Origin of the sequence: Micromonospora sp. NPDC049275 (assembly GCF_043197115.1) — a bacterium.
Taxonomy (GTDB): domain Bacteria; phylum Actinomycetota; class Actinomycetes; order Mycobacteriales; family Micromonosporaceae; genus Micromonospora.
The window spans coordinates 614,527-631,880 of the sequence record NZ_JBICSN010000002.1 but is presented as its reverse complement, the minus strand read 5'-3'; the positions used below and the strand labels follow the sequence as shown (position 1 = coordinate 631,880).

Annotated in this window: 20 protein-coding genes, 1 pseudogene and 1 riboswitch; of the genes and pseudogenes, 5 read left to right on the top strand and 16 right to left on the bottom strand. The window is 71.2% G+C overall.

From position 1 onward, the window contains the following. Positions 1-22 precede the first annotated feature (22 nt). A riboswitch (glycine riboswitch) is annotated at positions 23-121 on the bottom strand. A gap of 60 nt (positions 122-181) precedes the next feature. Next, on the bottom strand, positions 182-1,042 hold the full coding sequence (locus ACGFIE_RS08335) for an NAD-dependent protein deacetylase (RefSeq protein ID WP_393292384.1): 861 nt from the start codon (positions 1,040-1,042) through the stop codon (positions 182-184). Between the two features lie 51 nt (positions 1,043-1,093). Then, entirely contained in the window at positions 1,094-2,161 is a 1,068-nt protein-coding gene (locus ACGFIE_RS08330) for a MerR family transcriptional regulator (protein WP_393292381.1), read from the bottom strand. Between the two features lie 101 nt (positions 2,162-2,262). Here ACGFIE_RS08330 and ACGFIE_RS08325 point away from each other — a divergent pair, with 101 nt between their 5' ends. The 4 genes from ACGFIE_RS08325 to ACGFIE_RS08310 all read left to right on the top strand — a co-directional run bounded on the left by ACGFIE_RS08325 (position 2,263) and on the right by ACGFIE_RS08310 (position 5,323). After that, positions 2,263-2,919 (top strand): SDR family oxidoreductase, encoded by a 657-nt coding sequence (locus ACGFIE_RS08325; RefSeq protein ID WP_393292378.1) that lies wholly within the window; start codon positions 2,263-2,265, stop codon positions 2,917-2,919. A gap of 178 nt (positions 2,920-3,097) precedes the next feature. Next, entirely contained in the window at positions 3,098-3,433 is a 336-nt protein-coding gene (locus tag ACGFIE_RS08320) for an ArsR/SmtB family transcription factor (RefSeq protein WP_393292376.1), read from the top strand. 27 nt (positions 3,434-3,460) lie between these two features. After that, a complete protein-coding gene (locus tag ACGFIE_RS08315; RefSeq protein WP_393292373.1) occupies positions 3,461-3,712 on the top strand; it encodes a hypothetical protein in 252 nt (83 codons plus the stop codon). 27 nt (positions 3,713-3,739) lie between these two features. Further along, positions 3,740-5,323: a serine hydrolase domain-containing protein gene (locus ACGFIE_RS08310; RefSeq protein WP_393292371.1), complete on the top strand. Its 1,584-nt coding sequence runs from the start codon at positions 3,740-3,742 to the stop codon at positions 5,321-5,323. 49 nt (positions 5,324-5,372) lie between these two features. Here ACGFIE_RS08310 and ACGFIE_RS08305 read toward each other — a convergent pair whose 3' ends face one another. The 14 genes and pseudogenes from ACGFIE_RS08305 to ACGFIE_RS08240 form a co-directional block, all read right to left on the bottom strand. Further along, a complete protein-coding gene (locus ACGFIE_RS08305) occupies positions 5,373-6,068 on the bottom strand; it encodes a DivIVA domain-containing protein (protein ID WP_363685819.1) in 696 nt (231 codons plus the stop codon). Next, positions 6,065-7,261 (bottom strand): globin domain-containing protein, encoded by a 1,197-nt coding sequence (locus ACGFIE_RS08300; RefSeq protein ID WP_393292369.1) that lies wholly within the window; start codon positions 7,259-7,261, stop codon positions 6,065-6,067. Before ACGFIE_RS08300 ends, ACGFIE_RS08305 begins: the two co-directional genes overlap by 4 nt. Positions 7,262-7,263: 2 nt before the next feature. Next, complete coding sequence (locus ACGFIE_RS08295; protein ID WP_363685815.1) at positions 7,264-7,662, bottom strand: group 1 truncated hemoglobin; 399 nt, start codon at positions 7,660-7,662, stop codon at positions 7,264-7,266. A 363-nt stretch (positions 7,663-8,025) separates the two neighbouring features. Next, positions 8,026-8,622, bottom strand: a complete 597-nt coding sequence (locus ACGFIE_RS08290; protein ID WP_393292367.1) for a MerR family transcriptional regulator — start codon at positions 8,620-8,622, stop codon at positions 8,026-8,028. Positions 8,623-8,812: 190 nt separating this feature from the next. Next, entirely contained in the window at positions 8,813-9,277 is a 465-nt protein-coding gene (locus ACGFIE_RS08285; RefSeq protein ID WP_007460347.1) for a bifunctional nuclease family protein, read from the bottom strand. 185 nt (positions 9,278-9,462) lie between these two features. Next, on the bottom strand, positions 9,463-10,164 hold the full coding sequence (locus tag ACGFIE_RS08280; protein WP_193376631.1) for a MerR family transcriptional regulator: 702 nt from the start codon (positions 10,162-10,164) through the stop codon (positions 9,463-9,465). Positions 10,165-10,214: 50 nt separating this feature from the next. After that, a complete protein-coding gene (locus ACGFIE_RS08275; RefSeq protein WP_007071101.1) occupies positions 10,215-10,667 on the bottom strand; it encodes an FHA domain-containing protein in 453 nt (150 codons plus the stop codon). Between the two features lie 217 nt (positions 10,668-10,884). Beyond that, positions 10,885-11,265: a glycine cleavage system protein GcvH gene (gene gcvH / locus ACGFIE_RS08270; RefSeq protein ID WP_363686170.1), complete on the bottom strand. Its 381-nt coding sequence runs from the start codon at positions 11,263-11,265 to the stop codon at positions 10,885-10,887. Positions 11,266-11,276: 11 nt separating this feature from the next. Continuing rightward, positions 11,277-12,315, bottom strand: a pseudogene (locus tag ACGFIE_RS08265) (DUF881 domain-containing protein). An 11-nt stretch (positions 12,316-12,326) separates the two neighbouring features. Further along, a complete protein-coding gene (locus ACGFIE_RS08260) occupies positions 12,327-12,659 on the bottom strand; it encodes a small basic family protein (RefSeq protein WP_007460356.1) in 333 nt (110 codons plus the stop codon). Next, positions 12,656-13,594: a DUF881 domain-containing protein gene (locus tag ACGFIE_RS08255; RefSeq protein WP_393292364.1), complete on the bottom strand. Its 939-nt coding sequence runs from the start codon at positions 13,592-13,594 to the stop codon at positions 12,656-12,658. The genes ACGFIE_RS08260 and ACGFIE_RS08255 overlap by 4 nt, the downstream gene beginning before the upstream one ends. Then, the gene (locus ACGFIE_RS08250; protein WP_393292361.1) at positions 13,591-14,223 is read right to left on the bottom strand and encodes a CDP-alcohol phosphatidyltransferase family protein; all 633 of its coding nucleotides are present in this window, start codon (positions 14,221-14,223) and stop codon (positions 13,591-13,593) included. The genes ACGFIE_RS08255 and ACGFIE_RS08250 overlap by 4 nt, the downstream gene beginning before the upstream one ends. A 292-nt stretch (positions 14,224-14,515) precedes the next feature. Then, positions 14,516-14,980 carry a MarR family winged helix-turn-helix transcriptional regulator gene (locus ACGFIE_RS08245; protein ID WP_393292359.1) on the bottom strand — a complete coding sequence of 155 codons (465 nt, stop codon included), beginning with the start codon at positions 14,978-14,980 and terminating at the stop codon, positions 14,516-14,518. A gap of 57 nt (positions 14,981-15,037) precedes the next feature. Then, entirely contained in the window at positions 15,038-16,216 is a 1,179-nt protein-coding gene (locus tag ACGFIE_RS08240; protein WP_393292356.1) for a PP2C family protein-serine/threonine phosphatase, read from the bottom strand. Between the two features lie 226 nt (positions 16,217-16,442). Between ACGFIE_RS08240 and ACGFIE_RS08235 the strand changes: the two genes are divergently transcribed. Then, on the top strand, positions 16,443-17,324 hold the full coding sequence (locus ACGFIE_RS08235) for a universal stress protein (RefSeq protein WP_393292354.1): 882 nt from the start codon (positions 16,443-16,445) through the stop codon (positions 17,322-17,324). The last annotated feature ends 30 nt before the right edge of the window (positions 17,325-17,354 follow it).

Below are 17,354 nucleotides of genomic sequence, written 5' to 3'. Positions count from 1 at the left end.
GCCCGCACAGCGCTCCACAGTGCCTGCCCACGAGGTCCTTTTGCCTGAGAGGTTCCGGGGAGGATTTGCCCCTTCGGCGCCGCCCCTGCTGCTGTCGGGCGGTCTCTCCCACGTGGGTGGTACCGGCATGGTCAACGCTACCAGCGCCGGTGTTTCCGGCAGATGTCCTACCCCTGTGACGTCACACCCCGGCCGGCGCGGCCAGCGGCGCGGCCCCGCCGGCGACCCGGTCGGCGAGCACCGGCAGCACCGTCCCGAGCGGCGCGTCGACGCACACCGTGGCGTACCCGTCACCCCGGGTCGGCCCCTGGTTGACGATCGCCACCGCAATGCCCCGTTTCGCGGCCCGGATCACGAACCGGCGCCCCGACATGACAGTCAACGACGACCCGAGCACCACCACCGAGCGCGCCTGCTCCACAAGCGCGAAACACCGGGCCACCCGCTGCGGCGGCACCGTCTCGCCGAAGAACACCACGTCCGGTTTCAGCATCCCCGTCCCACAGATCCCGCAGTCCACCGGCCGGAACCCGGCCACCTGCTCGTCAGGGAGATCCACATCACCGTCCGGGTTGACCGCGGCGGCGCGGGCCGCGAAGTCCGGGTTGGCCTCGCGCAGCCGCCGGTCCACCTCCTCCCGGGAGGTCAGGTTGCCGCAGTCCAGGCACACCACCTCGTCGAGGCGGCCGTGCAACTCGACCACCGGGTCGCTGCCGGCGGCACCGTGCAACCCGTCGACGTTCTGCGTGATCACCGCGTCGACCAGGCCGGCGCGTTGCAGCCGCGCCACCGCCCGGTGCCCGTCGTTCGGCGCCGCCCGCGCGATCAACCGCCACCCCAGGTGGCTGCGCGCCCAGTACCGCCGCCGCGCCGCAGGATCGCGGGTGAACGCCTGGAAGGTCATCGGCGTGTGCCGGCGGGCCACCCCACTGGGCCCCCGATAATCCGGGATACCCGATTCGGTGGACAGGCCCGCCCCGCTGAGCACCACCACGCCACCACCGGCCACCAGCGAGGTCAACGCCTCCAGGCTGTTCGTCACCCCTCCATGCTGCCTCAGCGCACCCGCCGACGCCGAACACCCCGTCGACGTTCACACCGCGACGACGTCGGCGACGACACACGCGATGTTGTCCGGCGCCCCCGCGGCCCGCGCCGCGGCGACGAGGTCCCGCACCGCGTCCTGCGGATCGGCCGCCGCGCGCAACGTCGCGGCCAGGGCGACCCGGTCGACGACAGCCCACAGCCCGTCGGAGCACAGCAGGTACCGGTCACCGGGCAGCGCCGTGCGCAACGCCAGGTCGGCCTCGACCTGCTGACCGCCGCCGAGCGCGCGCACCAGCAGCGCCCGCTGCGGGTGCGCGCCCGCCTCGTCACGGTCGAGGCGGCCCTGATCCACCTGGGCCTGCACCCAGGTGTGGTCCTGCGTCAGCAGGGCCATCTCCCCGTCGCGCAGCAGGTACGCCCGGGTGTCACCGACGTGCACCAACGCCAGTTGGGTGCCGCTGCGCAGCAGCGCGGTAAGTGTCGTCGCCGGCCGGTGCTCGCCGGTCGCCAGCCCTCGCACGATCTTGTCGGCGTCGGTCACCGCCCCCGCCAGCATCGTCACCAGCTCGACGGCCGGCACGGCGGTGAGCTCCAACGGCCGCAGAGCCTCGATGGCGGCGGCGCTGGCGGCAGCGCCACCGGGCCCCCGCATGCCGTCGGCGACGGCGAACAACCGTTCGCTGGCGTACGCGACGTCCTCGTTGCTGTCGCGCACGGCCCCCGTCTCACAGGCGGCGACACAGCGGACGGCAACTGTGGGACTGGTCTGCGACATGGTGGTGCCCCCTTCGGACAGGTAATCCACGAGGATGGCGGCGAGCCGCGCCCGCGCCGACGTGTCGTCGGTGACCCGCCGCCAGTACGCGGCGACCGCCTCGGCCGCCGCCGCGGGCTCCAGGGCGCACACGACGCGGATCGTCGCCAGGGGCATGCCGATGCGACGCAGGTGGGCCACCAACCGGGCCAGCGGCACCTGCGCCGGGTCGTAGAGCCGGTAGCCGGACTCGGGATCGACAGCCGCCGGCAGCAGGAGCCCCACCTCGTCGTACAGGCGCAACGCCTTCGGCGTCAGCCTCGCCGCGTGCGCGAACGCCCCGATGGTCAACAGCTCCACGTCGGCATCCTCCTCGCGCCGGTCACCCCGACCGGCACGCACCAGGCTGGGGGTTGCCCCACGGTCAAGGTCAAGGCCGCCGCTGAAGGTAGGTTGGGCGTATGCGCGTCGTCATCGCCGGAGGCCACGGCAAGATCGCCCTGCTGCTGGAGCGGCACCTCGCCGACCGCGGCGACACCGCTGTCGGGCTGATCCGCAACCCCGACCAGGCCGACGCCCTGCGCGCCGCCGGCGCCACACCCGTCGTCTGCGACCTGGAACACGTCGACGTCGACGAGGTCGCCGCGCACCTGCGTGACGCCGACGCGGTGGTCTTCGCTGCCGGGGCCGGCCCCGGCAGCGGCGCCGCCCGCAAGGACACCGTCGACCGGGCCGCCGCCGCGCTGCTCGCCGACGCCGCCACCCAGGCCGGCGTCCACCGTTACCTGCTGGTCTCCTCCATGGGCGTGGACACCCCACCCGCCGTCGGCACCGACGACGTGTGGGCCGCCTACCTGCGGGCCAAACGCGCCGCCGAGGACGACCTACGCACCCGCGACCTGACCTGGACGGTGCTGCGACCCGGCCGGCTCACCGACGACGAACCCACCGGGCAGGTCACCCTCACCCCACACGCCGGCCGCGGCGCCATCAGCCGCGCCGACGTCGCAGTGGTCCTCGCGGCCCTGCTCGACGAACCCGCCACCGCCGGCGCGACACTGGAACTCGTGGGCGGACCGACACCCATCGCCGAGGCGATCCGCGCCGCCGCCCTCTGAGGCGCACCCCGCCGCCCTGCGGCCTTCCTCCCGCCCGGCGCTGGGGAGCGCCGGGCGGCTTCACGTGCGTGGGCGCGGTCGCCGCCCCGACGTTGACACCACGAACCCTCCCTGTCAGACTTTTCTGACGCCGGGTGTCAGAGAAATCTGACAGCCGCTCGGAGGAGGGAATTTCTGGATGAGCGGCACCCCGCCGACCGGCGACGAGTTGGTGCCGCTGCTGGCCGCGCTGGCCAACCCGCACCGGCTTCGGATCCTTGCGTCCCTGGTCCAGGGACGCACCTACGTCAGCGAACTGGCACGACGCCTGCACATGAACCGGCCGCTGCTCTACATGCACCTGCAGAAGTTGGAGGCGGCCGGTCTGGTGACAGGCGAACTGGTGACAGCACCCGACGGCAGCTCGGTGAAGTACGTCCAGGCCGTGCCGTTCACCGTGGCCCTGGACCTGGACGCGATCGCGCTTGCCGCGCAGACCCTGACCGGCCCGGTGCCGGCCGTAGAACGGGAGTGAGCAATGACCCCTCAGGTGGCCTCAGACATGGCGCAGACCTCCACCATCGCCTCGACGGTGGTCGTGGTGACGGTGATCGCCATCGCCGCCTTCGTCGCGATCGGCCTCTACCGCGCCCGCCACGGGACGGCCCGTGAGACGGGCTATCGGGTACTCGCCGAGCGCAGCGCCGACAGCGCCCACGCCGTGGCGGACGAACTCAAGGGCGTGCGCGACGAACTCGGCGAAGTCCGGCAGCGGTTGGCCGCGCTGGAAAAGCTCCTGAGTCAGATCGGTTGACGTGCCGAGCCGGGGAGGACCTGCGACATGACCACATGGGCTCGACTTCGGACACACACTCGGCGCCTGACCGGCGCCGCCGCCCTTCTAGCGGTAGCCACGGCGGCCACTCCGATCGCAGCCCCACCCGCGGTTCCCCGCGTCGCCACCGCCGACGAGTTGACCGCCGGCGAGAACTACCTGCACGCCTACATGGACAAGATCAAAGCGCCCGGCCTGGCGTACGCGGTCGTCCGCGGCGACGACGTGCTCATCCGGGGCGCATGGGGTCTCGACGGCGACGGCCGGCCGATCACGACACGGACGCCGTTCCTGCTCGGGTCGACGAGCAAGTCGTTCACCGCGCTGGCGGTGGCGCAACTGGCCGAGGCCGGCCGCGTCGACCTCGACACCCCGGCGTCCACCTACCTCCCGTGGCTGCGCCTCGGTGACGCGCAGACCGCCCGGACGGTCACCATCCGCCACCTGCTCACCCACACCAGCGGACTCCCGCAGGTGTGGAGCACCACCCTGACCGACCGGTACGACAACCGCCCCGGCGGCCTGGCCCAGTCCGTGCGTGACCTCGCCACCCTGCGGCCCACCACCGCTGTCGGGCAGACCTATCAGTACAGCGACGCCAACTACATGATCCTCGGCGCGCTCGTCGAGAACGTCAGCGGCGACACCTTCGGCGCATACCTGCGCCGACACGTGCTCGACCCCCTGCGGATGACGCACTCCGCGGCCTCCGCCGACGAGGCCAACGCCATCGGCATTCCAGCCGGGCACCGCTACTACCTCGGTCGGCCACAGCGCTTCGCTGCGCCTTTCGACACCGCCGGAGTGCCTTACGGCTTCCTCGCCGCCAGCCTCGACGACCTGTCCCACTACGCCATCGCACAGCTGGGCGGCGGCCGTTACGGCGACACCCGGATCCTCGGCCCTGACAGCGCCCGACAGATGCACACCGGGACCGTGTCCACCGGTCACGGCACCTACGGGTTCGGCTGGAAGAACAGCACGCTCGACGGCATGGGCATCCGCATGGTCTGGCACGCCGGCGCGACCCCCGACTACTTCACCCACATCGTGCTGACCCCCGACGCGAACCTCGCCGTGATCATCATGACCAACGTCTACGGCCTGCCGATGGACGCCCAACTCAGCGCCGGGGCGTTCAACCTCACCCGCATTCTGCACGGCGGCGCACCCGCGTCCGTCAGCGCTGACCCCATCCACTCCTGGGTCCTGGCCGGGCTGGCCGCCGTCACCGCGCTGCTGCTCACCGCCCTGGCCTACTCCTGGATCCGCCTGGTCCGCGGCCGGCGGCAAAGCATCACCCGGCCCGCCCGAACACTCGCCGCCACCGCCGCCGAGGTGGCGGCGTGCGCCACCGTGGCGGCCGGCGCCGCCTGGCTGGTGCCGTCCTTCTGGAAGGGCGCCGGACTCGTCAAACTCCAGTTGTGGGCACCAGACATCGGACACGGCATCACAGTCGTCATCGCCCTCGCCGCGATTCTCGCGCTGACCCGACTGGGCATGGGTGTGTACGCCGTGCTCCCCCATGCATCGTCCTCGCCGACACGAACGACCGTCATTCCCGTGCACCCCGAGCAACGAGACAACTGAAACGCCACCCGGGTGGGGCTCGCCCTACGCGGACCCCACCCGGGTGAGGTCACCGCTGGTGATGACGCGGCAACGCCGCCTGACCGGCCGCACCCCCCACGAAGGACGCCCCCGGCGTCTCCGCCGCGATCCGGTCCATCGTGCGCGCCAACTGCTCACTGCCGTCGTCGAGATGTCGCGCCGCCGCCTGCATGTGCGACACCATCATCTCCCCGAAGATCCGCAACGCCTCCCGGGTCGCCACCGTGTCGTCGAAGCTCGACCCGGCCGAACTGCGGTACTCCGCCACCGCCCGCTCAGCCTCCTGCTTCGCCTCCTCCGCCGCCGCCCGCATGTAACTCTCGTACTGCACCCGGGCGTACTCGGCGACCCGCCGCGCGTAGTCGTGCGCCTGCGCGATGATCTGCTCGGCCTCCCGCTGCGCCGCCGACAGCAGATTCACCTCCTTGGCCGCCGGCACCTTCGCCGCCGCCGGAGTACTCGGGATCACCCCGTGCCGGTGCAACTCCACCCGGTCGGTGAGCCGCTCGTTCTCCGCGCGCAGGTTCGCGATCTGCGTCGCCAACAGATCCAACTCGTCGGCGACCTGCACCCGGAACCGGTCCACATCCGCGTTGTCGTAACCACGCCGCGCGAACGGCGCCGTCCCGAACTCCCACCGCCGAACCCGGTCGGAGGTCATCCGCACCTGCACACCGCCGGACACCTGCATCCCGTCGTACCGGCTGATCGGGGTCGCGCTCACCGCTCACGCCTCTCGTTCGCCACAGCGGGGCCCGCGAGCCCCTCACTCGACTGCTGAACCGCCGTACGCCACGCCGAGCCGTACCACTGCGTGCCCAGACCCTCGTGGTGCACCTGACCCTCGTGGTAGCCCGCACGGGCCAACGTCTGCACCGTGTGCGACACCATCTCGTCCGACCCGCACACGTACACGTGCCGCGAACGCCAGTCACCATCGGCCAACGCCCGGTCCACCGCCTGCACGAACTCACCCGGCCGGTGCACATCCGCGCCCACCACGTACGTCACCGTCAACCACGGAAACGACGACGCCAACTTGTCGATCGCGTCGCTGTCGTAGAACTCGCTGGGCGACCGCGCACCCACATACAGGTCCACCCGACGACGGGAACCCTCCGCGGCGACCTGCTCCACCAACGCCTTCACCGGCGCCCAGCCGGTGCCCGACGCCAGCAGCAACAGATCACTGGAACCCGCCGACCACAACCCCAGGCGCTCCCCCACCGGCGCGGCCAGATGCACACGGTCGCCCACCGCCGACCCGTACACCAGCCGCGACGACACCGCGCCCCCCGGAGCGGCCCGCACATGCAACTCCAGCGTGCCGTCCGCACGCGGCGCGTTCGCCGGCGAGTAGTACCGCCACGACCGCACCGACGGATGCGACACCCCGATCGACTGACCCGGCGTGAACGGCAACAGGTACTGCGGGCGCACAGTCAACACCGCCACGTCGAACGCCCGCCGCTCATGGGCCACGATCTCCGCCACCCACCACGGCGGATTCACCGCCTCCGCGGCCTGCGCGGACTCCATCATCACCTGCGCGATCAGCCCATACGCCGCCGCCCAGTCCTGAGCCAGCTCATCGGTCCACTGCTCGGCGAGGAAATGCTGCAACGTCGCCAACAGCGCCTCACCGACCGCCGGATAATGCTCCGCGCGGACCGCGAACTTCCGGTGATCCGCGCCCAGGTCCTGCAGGAAACCCACCAGCCGATCCACCTGGTCCACATGGGACACGATGTGCCCCAACGCGGTGACCAGGCGGTCCCGCTGCCCCGCCATGTTCGTGGGGAACATCTGCCGCGTCTCGGGATGCGCCAGAAACAACGTCGAATAGAAGTAGAGCGGCACCTCGTCGCCGTGCCCGGCGACGAGGGACCAACTCTGCTTGAGTCGGGCCTCGTCCACGCTCAGACGCCCGGACGCTCTCCGGCGGCCACCACCTGGTCCTGCACCTGCGCCAGCACCGCCCGCACGTCATCCTGCACATCGGCCGGAACGCCCAACTCGGACAGCGTCGCGATCAGGTACTCACCCACCTTGGCGTAGTGCGCCACCGGAATGCCCAACGGCTGGTGCGCCTCGGCCAACCCACGACCCGTGTACTCGTTCGGGCCGCCCAACACCACCGTCAACATCAACGCCAGGTGCCGACGCTGACCCGCCATGTCCACAGTGGCGAAATAACCCGCCAACTCTGCGTCGGCGAGCACCTTGTCGTAGAACAGTTCCACGGCCGCCTTCACCGAACTCGCACCGCCGATGCGGTCGTAATTCGAGGCGGGAGCGGTCTCTTCCGTAACCGTCACGGTCGTTCCTTCCGGGGTGACAGGTCGCGCGCGCGGTGACGCGCAGGGGCAACGGCCACCGACGTCACACCGTCAAGCCACGGCGGCGCACCGGGGACCGTGACGGACCATAGCGTGCCCCCGACCTCCGGTCAGGGCCCCCCTATCGGTTTCCCGACAGTTGCCGCACACGCACCGTCACCACAGGCAACCCGATGATCCACCCACCGCAACCAGGAGACAACCCACAGTGTCCACAGTGGAACAGACGACCCGTGCAACCGGAACCCGCGCCCAACAACCTGACCCACAGTCATCGGACGGCCGCAGCCAAAATTGTCACGGGTGTCGATGAGCCGAGCACCGACAGTCGCGCCGCGCCACTCAGCCCGCGCGCCGCCGCGCCCGCCGCGCCGCCAACTCGTCACCCACCGGATCCGACGCGGACCCCACCACCGACTCCGCCGGGCCGCTCACCGCCGGCTCCGCCGGCAGATGCGACAACGACCCCTGAATCTCCTTGAACGCCCCACCGATCGCGATCCCGAAGACGCCCTGCCCACCCTGCAACAGGTCGACCACCTCCTCCGGAGACCGACACTCGTACACAGTCGTCCCGTCGGAGATCAACGTGATCCCGGCCAGATCCTCCACACCCCGCGACCGCAACGCCTCGATCGCCTTACGGATGTTCTGCAGGGACACCCCCGCGTCCAACAACCGCTTCACGACCTTCAACACCACCAGATCGCGGAACGAGTACAGCCGAGACGTCCCCGAACCCGACGCGTCCCGCACGCTCGGCACCACAAGCGTCGTCCGCGCCCAGTAATCCAACTGTCGATAACTGATGCCCACCGCGTGGCACGCCGTCACACCGCGGTAACCCACCGAGCCGTCACTCTCAGTCGCCGCACCCGGCGACACCACACCCGACTCGCCTACCTGTGTACCCGGATCGGAATCCTGCGGCTCGTGCATCCGGACAACCTCCCCGTCAGTGCGGCGACGCGTCGTTTCCTCCGACGCGCACCCCTCGACACGGCAACCCTAACGCCACCGTCAGGGGTTACCACGGAGGAACCGACGCGACACGCCGCGCAGCCACCGAGAAAGATCACCAACCGGCACCGACGTCACCCACCGTGACACCAGCACCGAACCGAGCCACTCAGCCCGCGAAATCCTCCGGACGCACCTGCTCCAGGAACTCGCGGAACTTCTCCACCTCGTCCTCCTGCTCATCGGGGATGACGATCCCCGCCTCGCTGAGGACCTGCTCCGCACAACGAATCGGCGCACCGACCCGCAACGCCAACGCGATCGAATCGCTCGGCCGCGCCGACACCCGCACCCCATCGCCGATCAACAGATCCGCGTAGAAGACATTCTCCTTGAGCTCGGTGATCTCCACCGCCTGCAACGGCGCCTGCAACGCCGCCAACACATCCCGCAACAGATCATGCGTCAACGGACGGGCCGGCTTGACCCCCTGCTGCTCATAAGCGATAGCCGTGGCCTCGACCGCGCCGATCCAGATCGGCAGATAGCGGTCACCCTCGACCTCCCTGAGCAGGACGATCGGCTGGTTGCTGGGCAGCTCCACCCGAACTCCGACCACGCTCAGCTCGCGCACCGCCGCCTCCGTGTCGTTGTCACCTACGCCGCACCGCGCCCTTCCCTGCACGGTACACGGACCGCAACACGGCCGTCGTATGCGCTACAGCACCACGCCCGCGCCAGAAAGGGGTTACCCCGGCAAGCCTACGGCACGCTTCGCAGAAGAGATCTTTCCGCTCCACCACCACCTGCCGGGCACCCTCACCGACCCAACGTCGACCGCAGCCCCACCCGCACCAACGCCGCGTGCAACTGCTCCGACAACGCCACCAACTCCCGCGCCGTCTCCGCCGCCCGCGCCCGCGCCGCCGGATCACTCTGCCGCGCCAACGGCGCCACCAACTGCGCGAACAACCCGACCTCACGATCGGCCGCACTCCGGTAACCCCGCAGATGCCGCGGCTCCAACCCGTACGCCGCCAAACCCGCCACCGCCGACGCGATGATCAACGCATCCGCGTCATACCACCCCGGCGGATCCGACACCAGCACACCGAGCCGCTCCAACTCCACCAGAGTCGACTCGTCGATCCCACTACGGGCCACCAGCTCAGCCCGGCCGAGCCGCACCTGCGACGACTCGGCCGGCTCCGCCGACTCCCGACCCGGCACCGCACCATCGGGCCCCACCGCGACCAACGCCGGCCGCGACCGCTCCGGCTGCTCACCGGACGAATCCCACTGCGCCAACTGCTCACGGATCACCCGCAACGGCAGATACCGGTCCCGCTGCGCGGTCAACACGAACCGCAACCGCGCCACATCATCCCAGCTGTACTTCCGGTAACCCGCCGCCGTCCGCTGCGGCTCCACCAGCCCCTCGGCCTCAAGGAACCGCAGCTTCGAAATGGTCGTGTCCGGGAAATCCACCCGCAACTGACCCAGCACCTCACCGATGCTCATCAGCGGCTGGGACCGGGCCGCCCCGGGTGGCGTGGAGGCCGCAGGCTCGTTCACCCCCGGCCGGCCTCCTCCTCCGGGCGCGGACCGGCGATGAACACCACCCGGAACTTACCGATCTGAACCTCGTCACCATTGCTCAACGTGGCCGCCTCGACCCGCTCACGATTCACGTACGTGCCATTCAGGCTACCCACGTCCCGCACCGTGAACGTCCCACCATCACGGTGGAACTCCGCGTGCCGACGCGACACCGTCACGTCGTCAAGGAAGATGTCACTGTCCGGGTGCCGGCCACTGGTCGTCACATCGTGGTCCAACAGGAACCGGGCACCCGCGTTCGGGCCGCGACGAACCACCAGCAGCGCCATACCCGGCGGCAACGAACCGGACATCCGGCTCGGCACCACATCGGTGTCCGGCCCTTCCAGCACTTCGTCGAGCGAGCCGAGATTGAGCGTCGAGGTGACGTCGAGCGGGGGGAACTCGTCGTCTGGGCGCGTCATGGGACCACCTCACGGATCTGTTCGGTCGGCGTCGGGTAATGGCGGGTCTGGCCGCCGGGCGATCGTTCACCCGGCGGCTGGCTCCCCGTGCCCGGGAAGGCAATTCCGCAACGCTCAACTAATGGGTTCTTCTCGGTCGACTGGGCGAGCCTAGCCAGCGCCGAAATGCAGGGCAACCGGACGCGCGCAGACATCCCGCACACCGGATCAAGCACACTCAGCCTTCGGTGATCTTCTGGTACGCGCCCGCCGTCAGCAACCCGTCCGTCGCCGTCGGATCGTTCGGAGTGATCTCCACCAACCAACCCGCACCGTACGGATCCGTGTTGATCAGCTCAGGAGTGTCACCCAACGCGTCGTTACGCGCCGCCACCGTACCCGCCACCGGCGCGTAGATCTCCGACACACTCTTGGTCGACTCGATCTCGCCCAACGAGTCACCGGCCGCGACGACCGCACCCGCCTCCGGCAACTGCACATACACGATGTCACCCAACGCGTCCTGCGCGAAGTGCGTAATGCCGACCCGGATCGAACCGGTACCGTCACCCGCCACCCACTCATGCTCGGCGGTGTATCGCAGATCCTCGGGTATCACCAGACGCGTCCTCATCCATCGGTGCACCGGACCACCCGGGCCCGGCGCGGCCGCGCCGGCCAGGAGACCGGACGGGCGTGTTTCCTACTTGGTCGGCACGTGCAGCGCCGAAACCTCGGCAACCTCACGCTCCCCAAACGTCACGTTACCGCCGTCACCCCGGACCGTCGCGACCACCCCACCAGGAATGTTCAACGCCGTACGCATCGTCGCCGGATCACCGATCACCGTGATCGTGAACGGCCCCGTCAACCGACGCCCCTCCACCATCAACGACCCGTTGTCCCCATCGAGGAAGTACGTCGATGCGATCACCCGCACCGTCGCCCGGTCACCACCGGAGATCTGCATCGCCTCCGCGCCCGCGCCCCGCAACTCCTGCACGGCGTCCAACACCCGGTCCGCCGTGATCGGCTTGACCCCGTTGCTGGTGAACTGCACAGTCAACCCCGGCCCCACCGCCGGCAACGTACCCGCCAGAATCCCCAGCTCGTCCGCCCGACGGGTCGCCTCGTCCAACGCCGCCTGCCGACCCTGCGCACCCGAGGCCAACTGCCGCTGACTGTCCTCCAGCGCCCGAATGTCCTGCTGAAGACGATTCTCACGCGCATCCAGATCCGACAGGATCCGCACCAGGTCCTCCTGACGCGTCGCCCCCAACGTCGGATCCGCCGACGTCGTCCGCAACTGCACCACCAGGGTGAACCCCAGCAACGCCAACAACGCCGCGATCATCACACCCGCCGCGCTGAACCGCGCCCGACCCGCAGCCACCGGCGCCGCCGACTCCACCACCGGCTCGTCCACCGGCGCACCCGCCCGCGACACCGCGCTCAGGTCCACCGTCGCACCGTCATCGGCCGGCGCCACCTCGGGCTCCGCACCCGGTGACTCCGGCTCCTCGGCGGGACCGCTCGGCGCCAACGGACTCAACTCGTCCGGATCCGGCGCGTCCGGCCGCGGATCCGGCTCACCCGCCGGCCCACCCGGCCGCCCCGGCCCCGCCGGCTGCGGCCAACCCGTCCCCGTCTCCGCCTGCTCGTCGCTCATCGCTGTCAAACCTACGCCCGGAACAGGTGCCGACGGATCGCCGCCACATTTCCGAAGATCCGCACACCCAGCACGACGACCACACCGGTGGACAACTGCCCGCCCACCCCCAACTGGTCACCCAGGTACACGATCAGGCCAGCCACCAGCACGTTCGAGATGAACGACACCACGAACTGCTTGTCGTCGAAGATGCGGTCCAACTTCGCCCGGACCCCACCGAACACCGCGTCCAACGCGGCGACCACCGCGATCGGCAGGTACGGCTGCAACGCCGCCGGCACCGTGGGATCAAGCCACACGCCCAGCACCACACCGGCGAGCAACGCCAGCACCGCGATCATCCGCCACCTCCGGAAGGGCTAGCGGTCCCCGGCGAACCCGACGACCCAGGACTGCCGGACCGGACACCCGACCCGGAAGGACTCGGACTGACCGACGGCTTGGCGTAGCGTAGCTGCGGCTCCGGAGCCGCCGGCAGGGCGAGGTCCTCCGCCTTACGCACACCGAACGACAGGCCGGTCTTCTGCGCGACCTCCCGCATCACCGCCGCGCTCCGGCTGTCCTCGAACTTGCGCCGCATCGACCCCGGCCCGATCGCCGACACCTCGTACGGCCCCGTCACCGGCCGGAAATCCACAAGGATCGCCTCACCCGCCGTACGGATCGTCGACGTCGACGTCAACCGCTGACCGTTGATCGAAATCGCCTCCGCACCGGCGCTCCACAACGCGTTCGCCACGCCCTGCAGATCGCTGTACAGCACCTGCGACGGCCCCGCGCCCTTACCGGTCACCGCGTCCGCGTTGCCCGGGCCGTCCGCCAGGCGCACCACCACACCGTCACCGCGCACCCGACCCAACCCGGTGACCGCCTCCAGGTCCCGCAGACGCGCCGCGGTCGGCCCACTCAACGCCGCGTCCCGCTGCCGGCTGACCTCCTCCCGCAGCTGGTCCGCGCGCGTCGACAACCGGTCGGTCTGGCTCTCCCGCTCCTTGATCTGCGCCACCAACCCGGAGCGCGCCTGGGCACGCCCCGGCTCGTCCGCCATCGTCTGGCGATACGCCACCGCGAACAGGAAACCCAGCACCACCACCACGACCAGGCCGACCGCCCGAGCCGGCCAACCCCGGGACTCGTCCGGTGACGACGCCACCCGCCGGCGCGCGGCCGCCGCGTCGGCGTACCCCGGGTCCAGGGGATTGCGGAACAGTTCGGTGAGGAAGTCAGGCGCGTACACCCGATCCGGGCGGGGACGCTCCGGCGGCCTCGCGCTCACGCGGCCGCCCCCGCGCTGCGCGCCGCGCGCACCAGCCGCGACGCCTGCACCACGTACATCGCGCCGGCCACCCAGTAGAGCACCAGCCCCCACCAGGCCAACCCCCAGCCGATCGCGGCCGTCGCCGTCGCCGCCGCGCTCCACTCGGTGGCCAACAGCAGCACCGGGAACGCCGCGAGCAGCAGGAAGGTGGCGGTCTTGCCCATGTAGTGCACCGGCGGCGGCCCGTACCCGTAGCGGCGCAACACCGTCAGCGAGCCGAGCAGCAGCACCTCGCGGGCCAGCAGTGCCGCCGTGAACTGCCACGGCACCACCTCCCGGGCGGTGAAGGCGAGCAGCGTGGCGAGGATGTACAGCCGGTCGGCGAGGGGGTCGAGCAGCTCCCCGAGCCGGCTCACCTGACGCAGCCGGCGGGCGATCCAGCCGTCGACCCAGTCGGTGGTGCCACCGATGGCCAACACCACCACCGCCGCCACGTCCGCGTGGGCCACCAGGAACAGATAGAGGAACAGGGGTACGCCCAGCAGGCGCCCGAAGCTGATCAGGTTGGGCAGGGTGAGGATCTGGTCTCCGGGAGCCTGGTCACCGGTGTCCCGCGGATGCTCTGCCCGAGCCGGCCGACGCGACACCGAACCTCCTCCACGCACGCCCCCGCCGCCAGACCGTGATCGGGCGCGGCTCAGGTCGTACGCGCTGTCGGGCCGGCAACCGCCGGCGCCCCTGCGGCCCCGGGACGGGACCTCTGCTCTGATGCGGCCCGCGATCGTCGTGATCGCGGGCCGGGTGAGTGCGCTGCCACTATATCGGGCCACCCCTGTGTACCCCGGCCGCCGCCGCGTCCTGTTGGTGCGGTGCTGTCGCTTTGTGGTGGGGATCACCACGCGTAAGCCATCCTAGGATGGTAGTCGAAGGGACGGCGGATCAGGCCGTCTGCACCGCCTGGTCCACCTGCTGTTCCGGCACCGTCTGCGTCGCCGCCCGGCCGAAGGCGAGCAACGCCAGCAGCAGGTCGTGCTGCATCCGTGGCGGCATTCTGTCCAGCACGCCCTGCACCGCGCGCTGCCGCCGCTCCGCCAACTCCCCCAGCAGGGTCAGGGCGGCGGCCGTCAGCACCAGCCGCACCTCCCGCCGGTCGCGCGGGTCCGCCACTCGGCGCAACAGACCGGTCGCCTCCAGCCGGTCGCAGAGCCGACTCGCCGAGGAGGGCACCACGTCCAACAGCTCCGCCAGGCCGTTGACGTTGGTCTCCCGCCGGCCGTTGATGAGCATCAGCACCCGCAGCTGGGTCGGTGGCACCTGATGCCGCGCCGCCGCCGAGTCGAGAACGGCGATCAGCGTCTCGGCGGCCGCGTCGATCGCCGAGGCGAGATCCGCCTGTCGCTCCACCCGATGTCCCCTGCCGTCGTCGCGCTGGTGCCCCGCCCGGCACGACCCCGGCGATCCTCATCCGCCGTCCCGCTCACGCGGACCATGCCAGTCCAGGCAGACGACGACGGCGTCGTCGCGCAGATCCGAATCCGCGTGGTAGGCGTGCAGTTCGCGCATCACCGTACCAACCGCCTCGGTCGCCGGCTGCAAGCGCGTGGCCCGCAGGGAACGGGCCATCATCCGCTGCCCGTACGGCTCCCGCCCCGCCGGCTCGGCCGCCCACACCCCGTCGCTGACGACGAACACGCGGTCACCCGGGGCGAGCGGGAACTCCTGCACCTCGTAGCGGGTCTCGGCGAACATGCCCAGCGGCAGTTGCTGCTCCAGCTTCATCGGCTCGACAGTCGCGCCCCGCATCCGCAGCAGGTGCGGCGAGCCTGCGTCGACCGCCCGCACCCGTCCGGTGTGGATGTTCAGCTCCAGCAGCAGCGTGGCCACGTGCCGACGGCCCCGGTGCTGGTAGTAGACGGTGTCCGAGGCCAGCTCCGCCTGCTCCACGAGGCCACCGCCGGAGCGGCGGGCGTTGCGCATCGCGTTCACGGTGACCGCCGTCAGCAGCGACGCGGCCAGGCCACTGCCCTCACCGTTGAGCACCGTCAGGGTGAGCCGGTCCCCATCCAACGACCAGTCGAAGTGGTCGCCACCCACCGTGTACGCCGGTTCCAGCTGCCCGGCCAGGTGGAAGGCGCGGTGCGCCACGCTGCGGCCGGGCAGCAGGTCCCACTGCATCTCGGCGGCCATGCTGAGTCGCTCCCGGCGACGGGCCCGCCGATAGCGGTCGGTCTCCCGGTCCGCCGCCCGCATCGCCACCGCCAGGTCGCCGGCGATGTCGGTGGCGCGGCCGGTGACCGCCGGGCCCGGCACGGTCGGCAGCTCGATGAGCAGCACACCCAGCCGTTCTCCCCACACCGTCAGCGGCAGGTAGAGGCGGCACGCGCCGTTCTCGAGCCCGTCGCGCACCGGTTGCTGGCTGGAGAAGCAGCGCTGCGCCACGGTGTGCCGGGCCAGGGCTCCGGCCGCCGGCAGGTCCGGATCCAGCACCGGCCAGAGCCCGCTGATCCGGTAGTCGGCGACGAACACGTCGGTGCGCAACGCGCCCAACGCCGCCCGGATCGCCCGGTCCGCGGCCTCCGCCAACTGGTCGGGCGCGGCCTCGCGCAGCGCGCGCGACACCCCGTCCGGCGCGTCCACCATTGTTGGTCGTCCCTCCGGAAACTTGCTACAGGGCAAGCATCATACGGACGCCGCCGGACGACCGGTCGCCGCGGGTCAGCCGGCGCCCCGCGCCGCGAGGACGCCGTGGAAGGCGTCCGGCACGTCGGCGGGCGAGCCGCCACCGGGAAACCGCGACGATCCCGACCGGCGGTATCGCTTCGCCGCGCCGCCACGCCCGCGATACTGGCCCGGCGGGAGGTGGACGGTGAACTCGGCGGACAGCGCGGCGGTGGTGGTCGGCGTGGACGGCTCGGAGCCGTCCCTGCGCGCGGTGCGCCTGGCCGCCGCCGAGGCCGTGCGCCGGCACCGGCCGCTGCGGGTGGTACACGGGTTCGTCTGGCCGCTGCTGCACGTGCCCGTCTCCCCCGCGCCCGACGTCCCTCCCGGCGCCGGACTGCGCCAGCGGGCCCAGGAACTGGTCCGCGCCGCGGTGGCCGAGGCCGAGGCGACCGCACCCGGCCTGACGGTCTCCGGCGAGATCATCGACGGCGAGGCGTCCGCGGTGCTGGTGGGCGAGTCCCCCACCGCCGCGCTCGTCGTGCTCGGCGACCGCGGGCTGGGCGGCTTCTCCACGCTCGTCGTCGGCTCGGTGGCGGTGCAGGTCTGCGCGTACGCCGACTGCCCGGTGCTTGTCGCCCGCGGGGACCAGCGACCCGACGAACCGGTGGTGGTGGCCATGGACGGCTCGGCGGCGTCCCGGCTCGCCGCCGAGTTCGCCGCGGAGACCGCGCTGACGCGCGGCGTGCCGCTGCGCGCCGTGCACGCCTACCGCCACCCCGGCAGCAGCGGCCCCGGGGACATGCAACCCCTGGTGTACGACGAGGCGCAGCTGCACGGCGAGCAGGAACGGATGCTCACCGGCTGGCTGGACGGGCTGACCGACCGCCACCCGGGGCTGCGGCTGACCTGGCGGGCGACGCACGGCCGCGCCGGCGCGGTCCTCGCGGAGGCGTCGAGCACCGCCCAACTGATGGTCGTCGGGGGGCAGGGGCGCGGCGAGGTGACCGGGTTGCTGCTGGGGTCGGTGAGCCAGTCGGTGCTGCACCACTCCCGCTGCCCGGTCGCCGTGGTCCGCTGGCCCCGCTGACCCCGGGGTTGTACCGCCGCCAGACGGGTA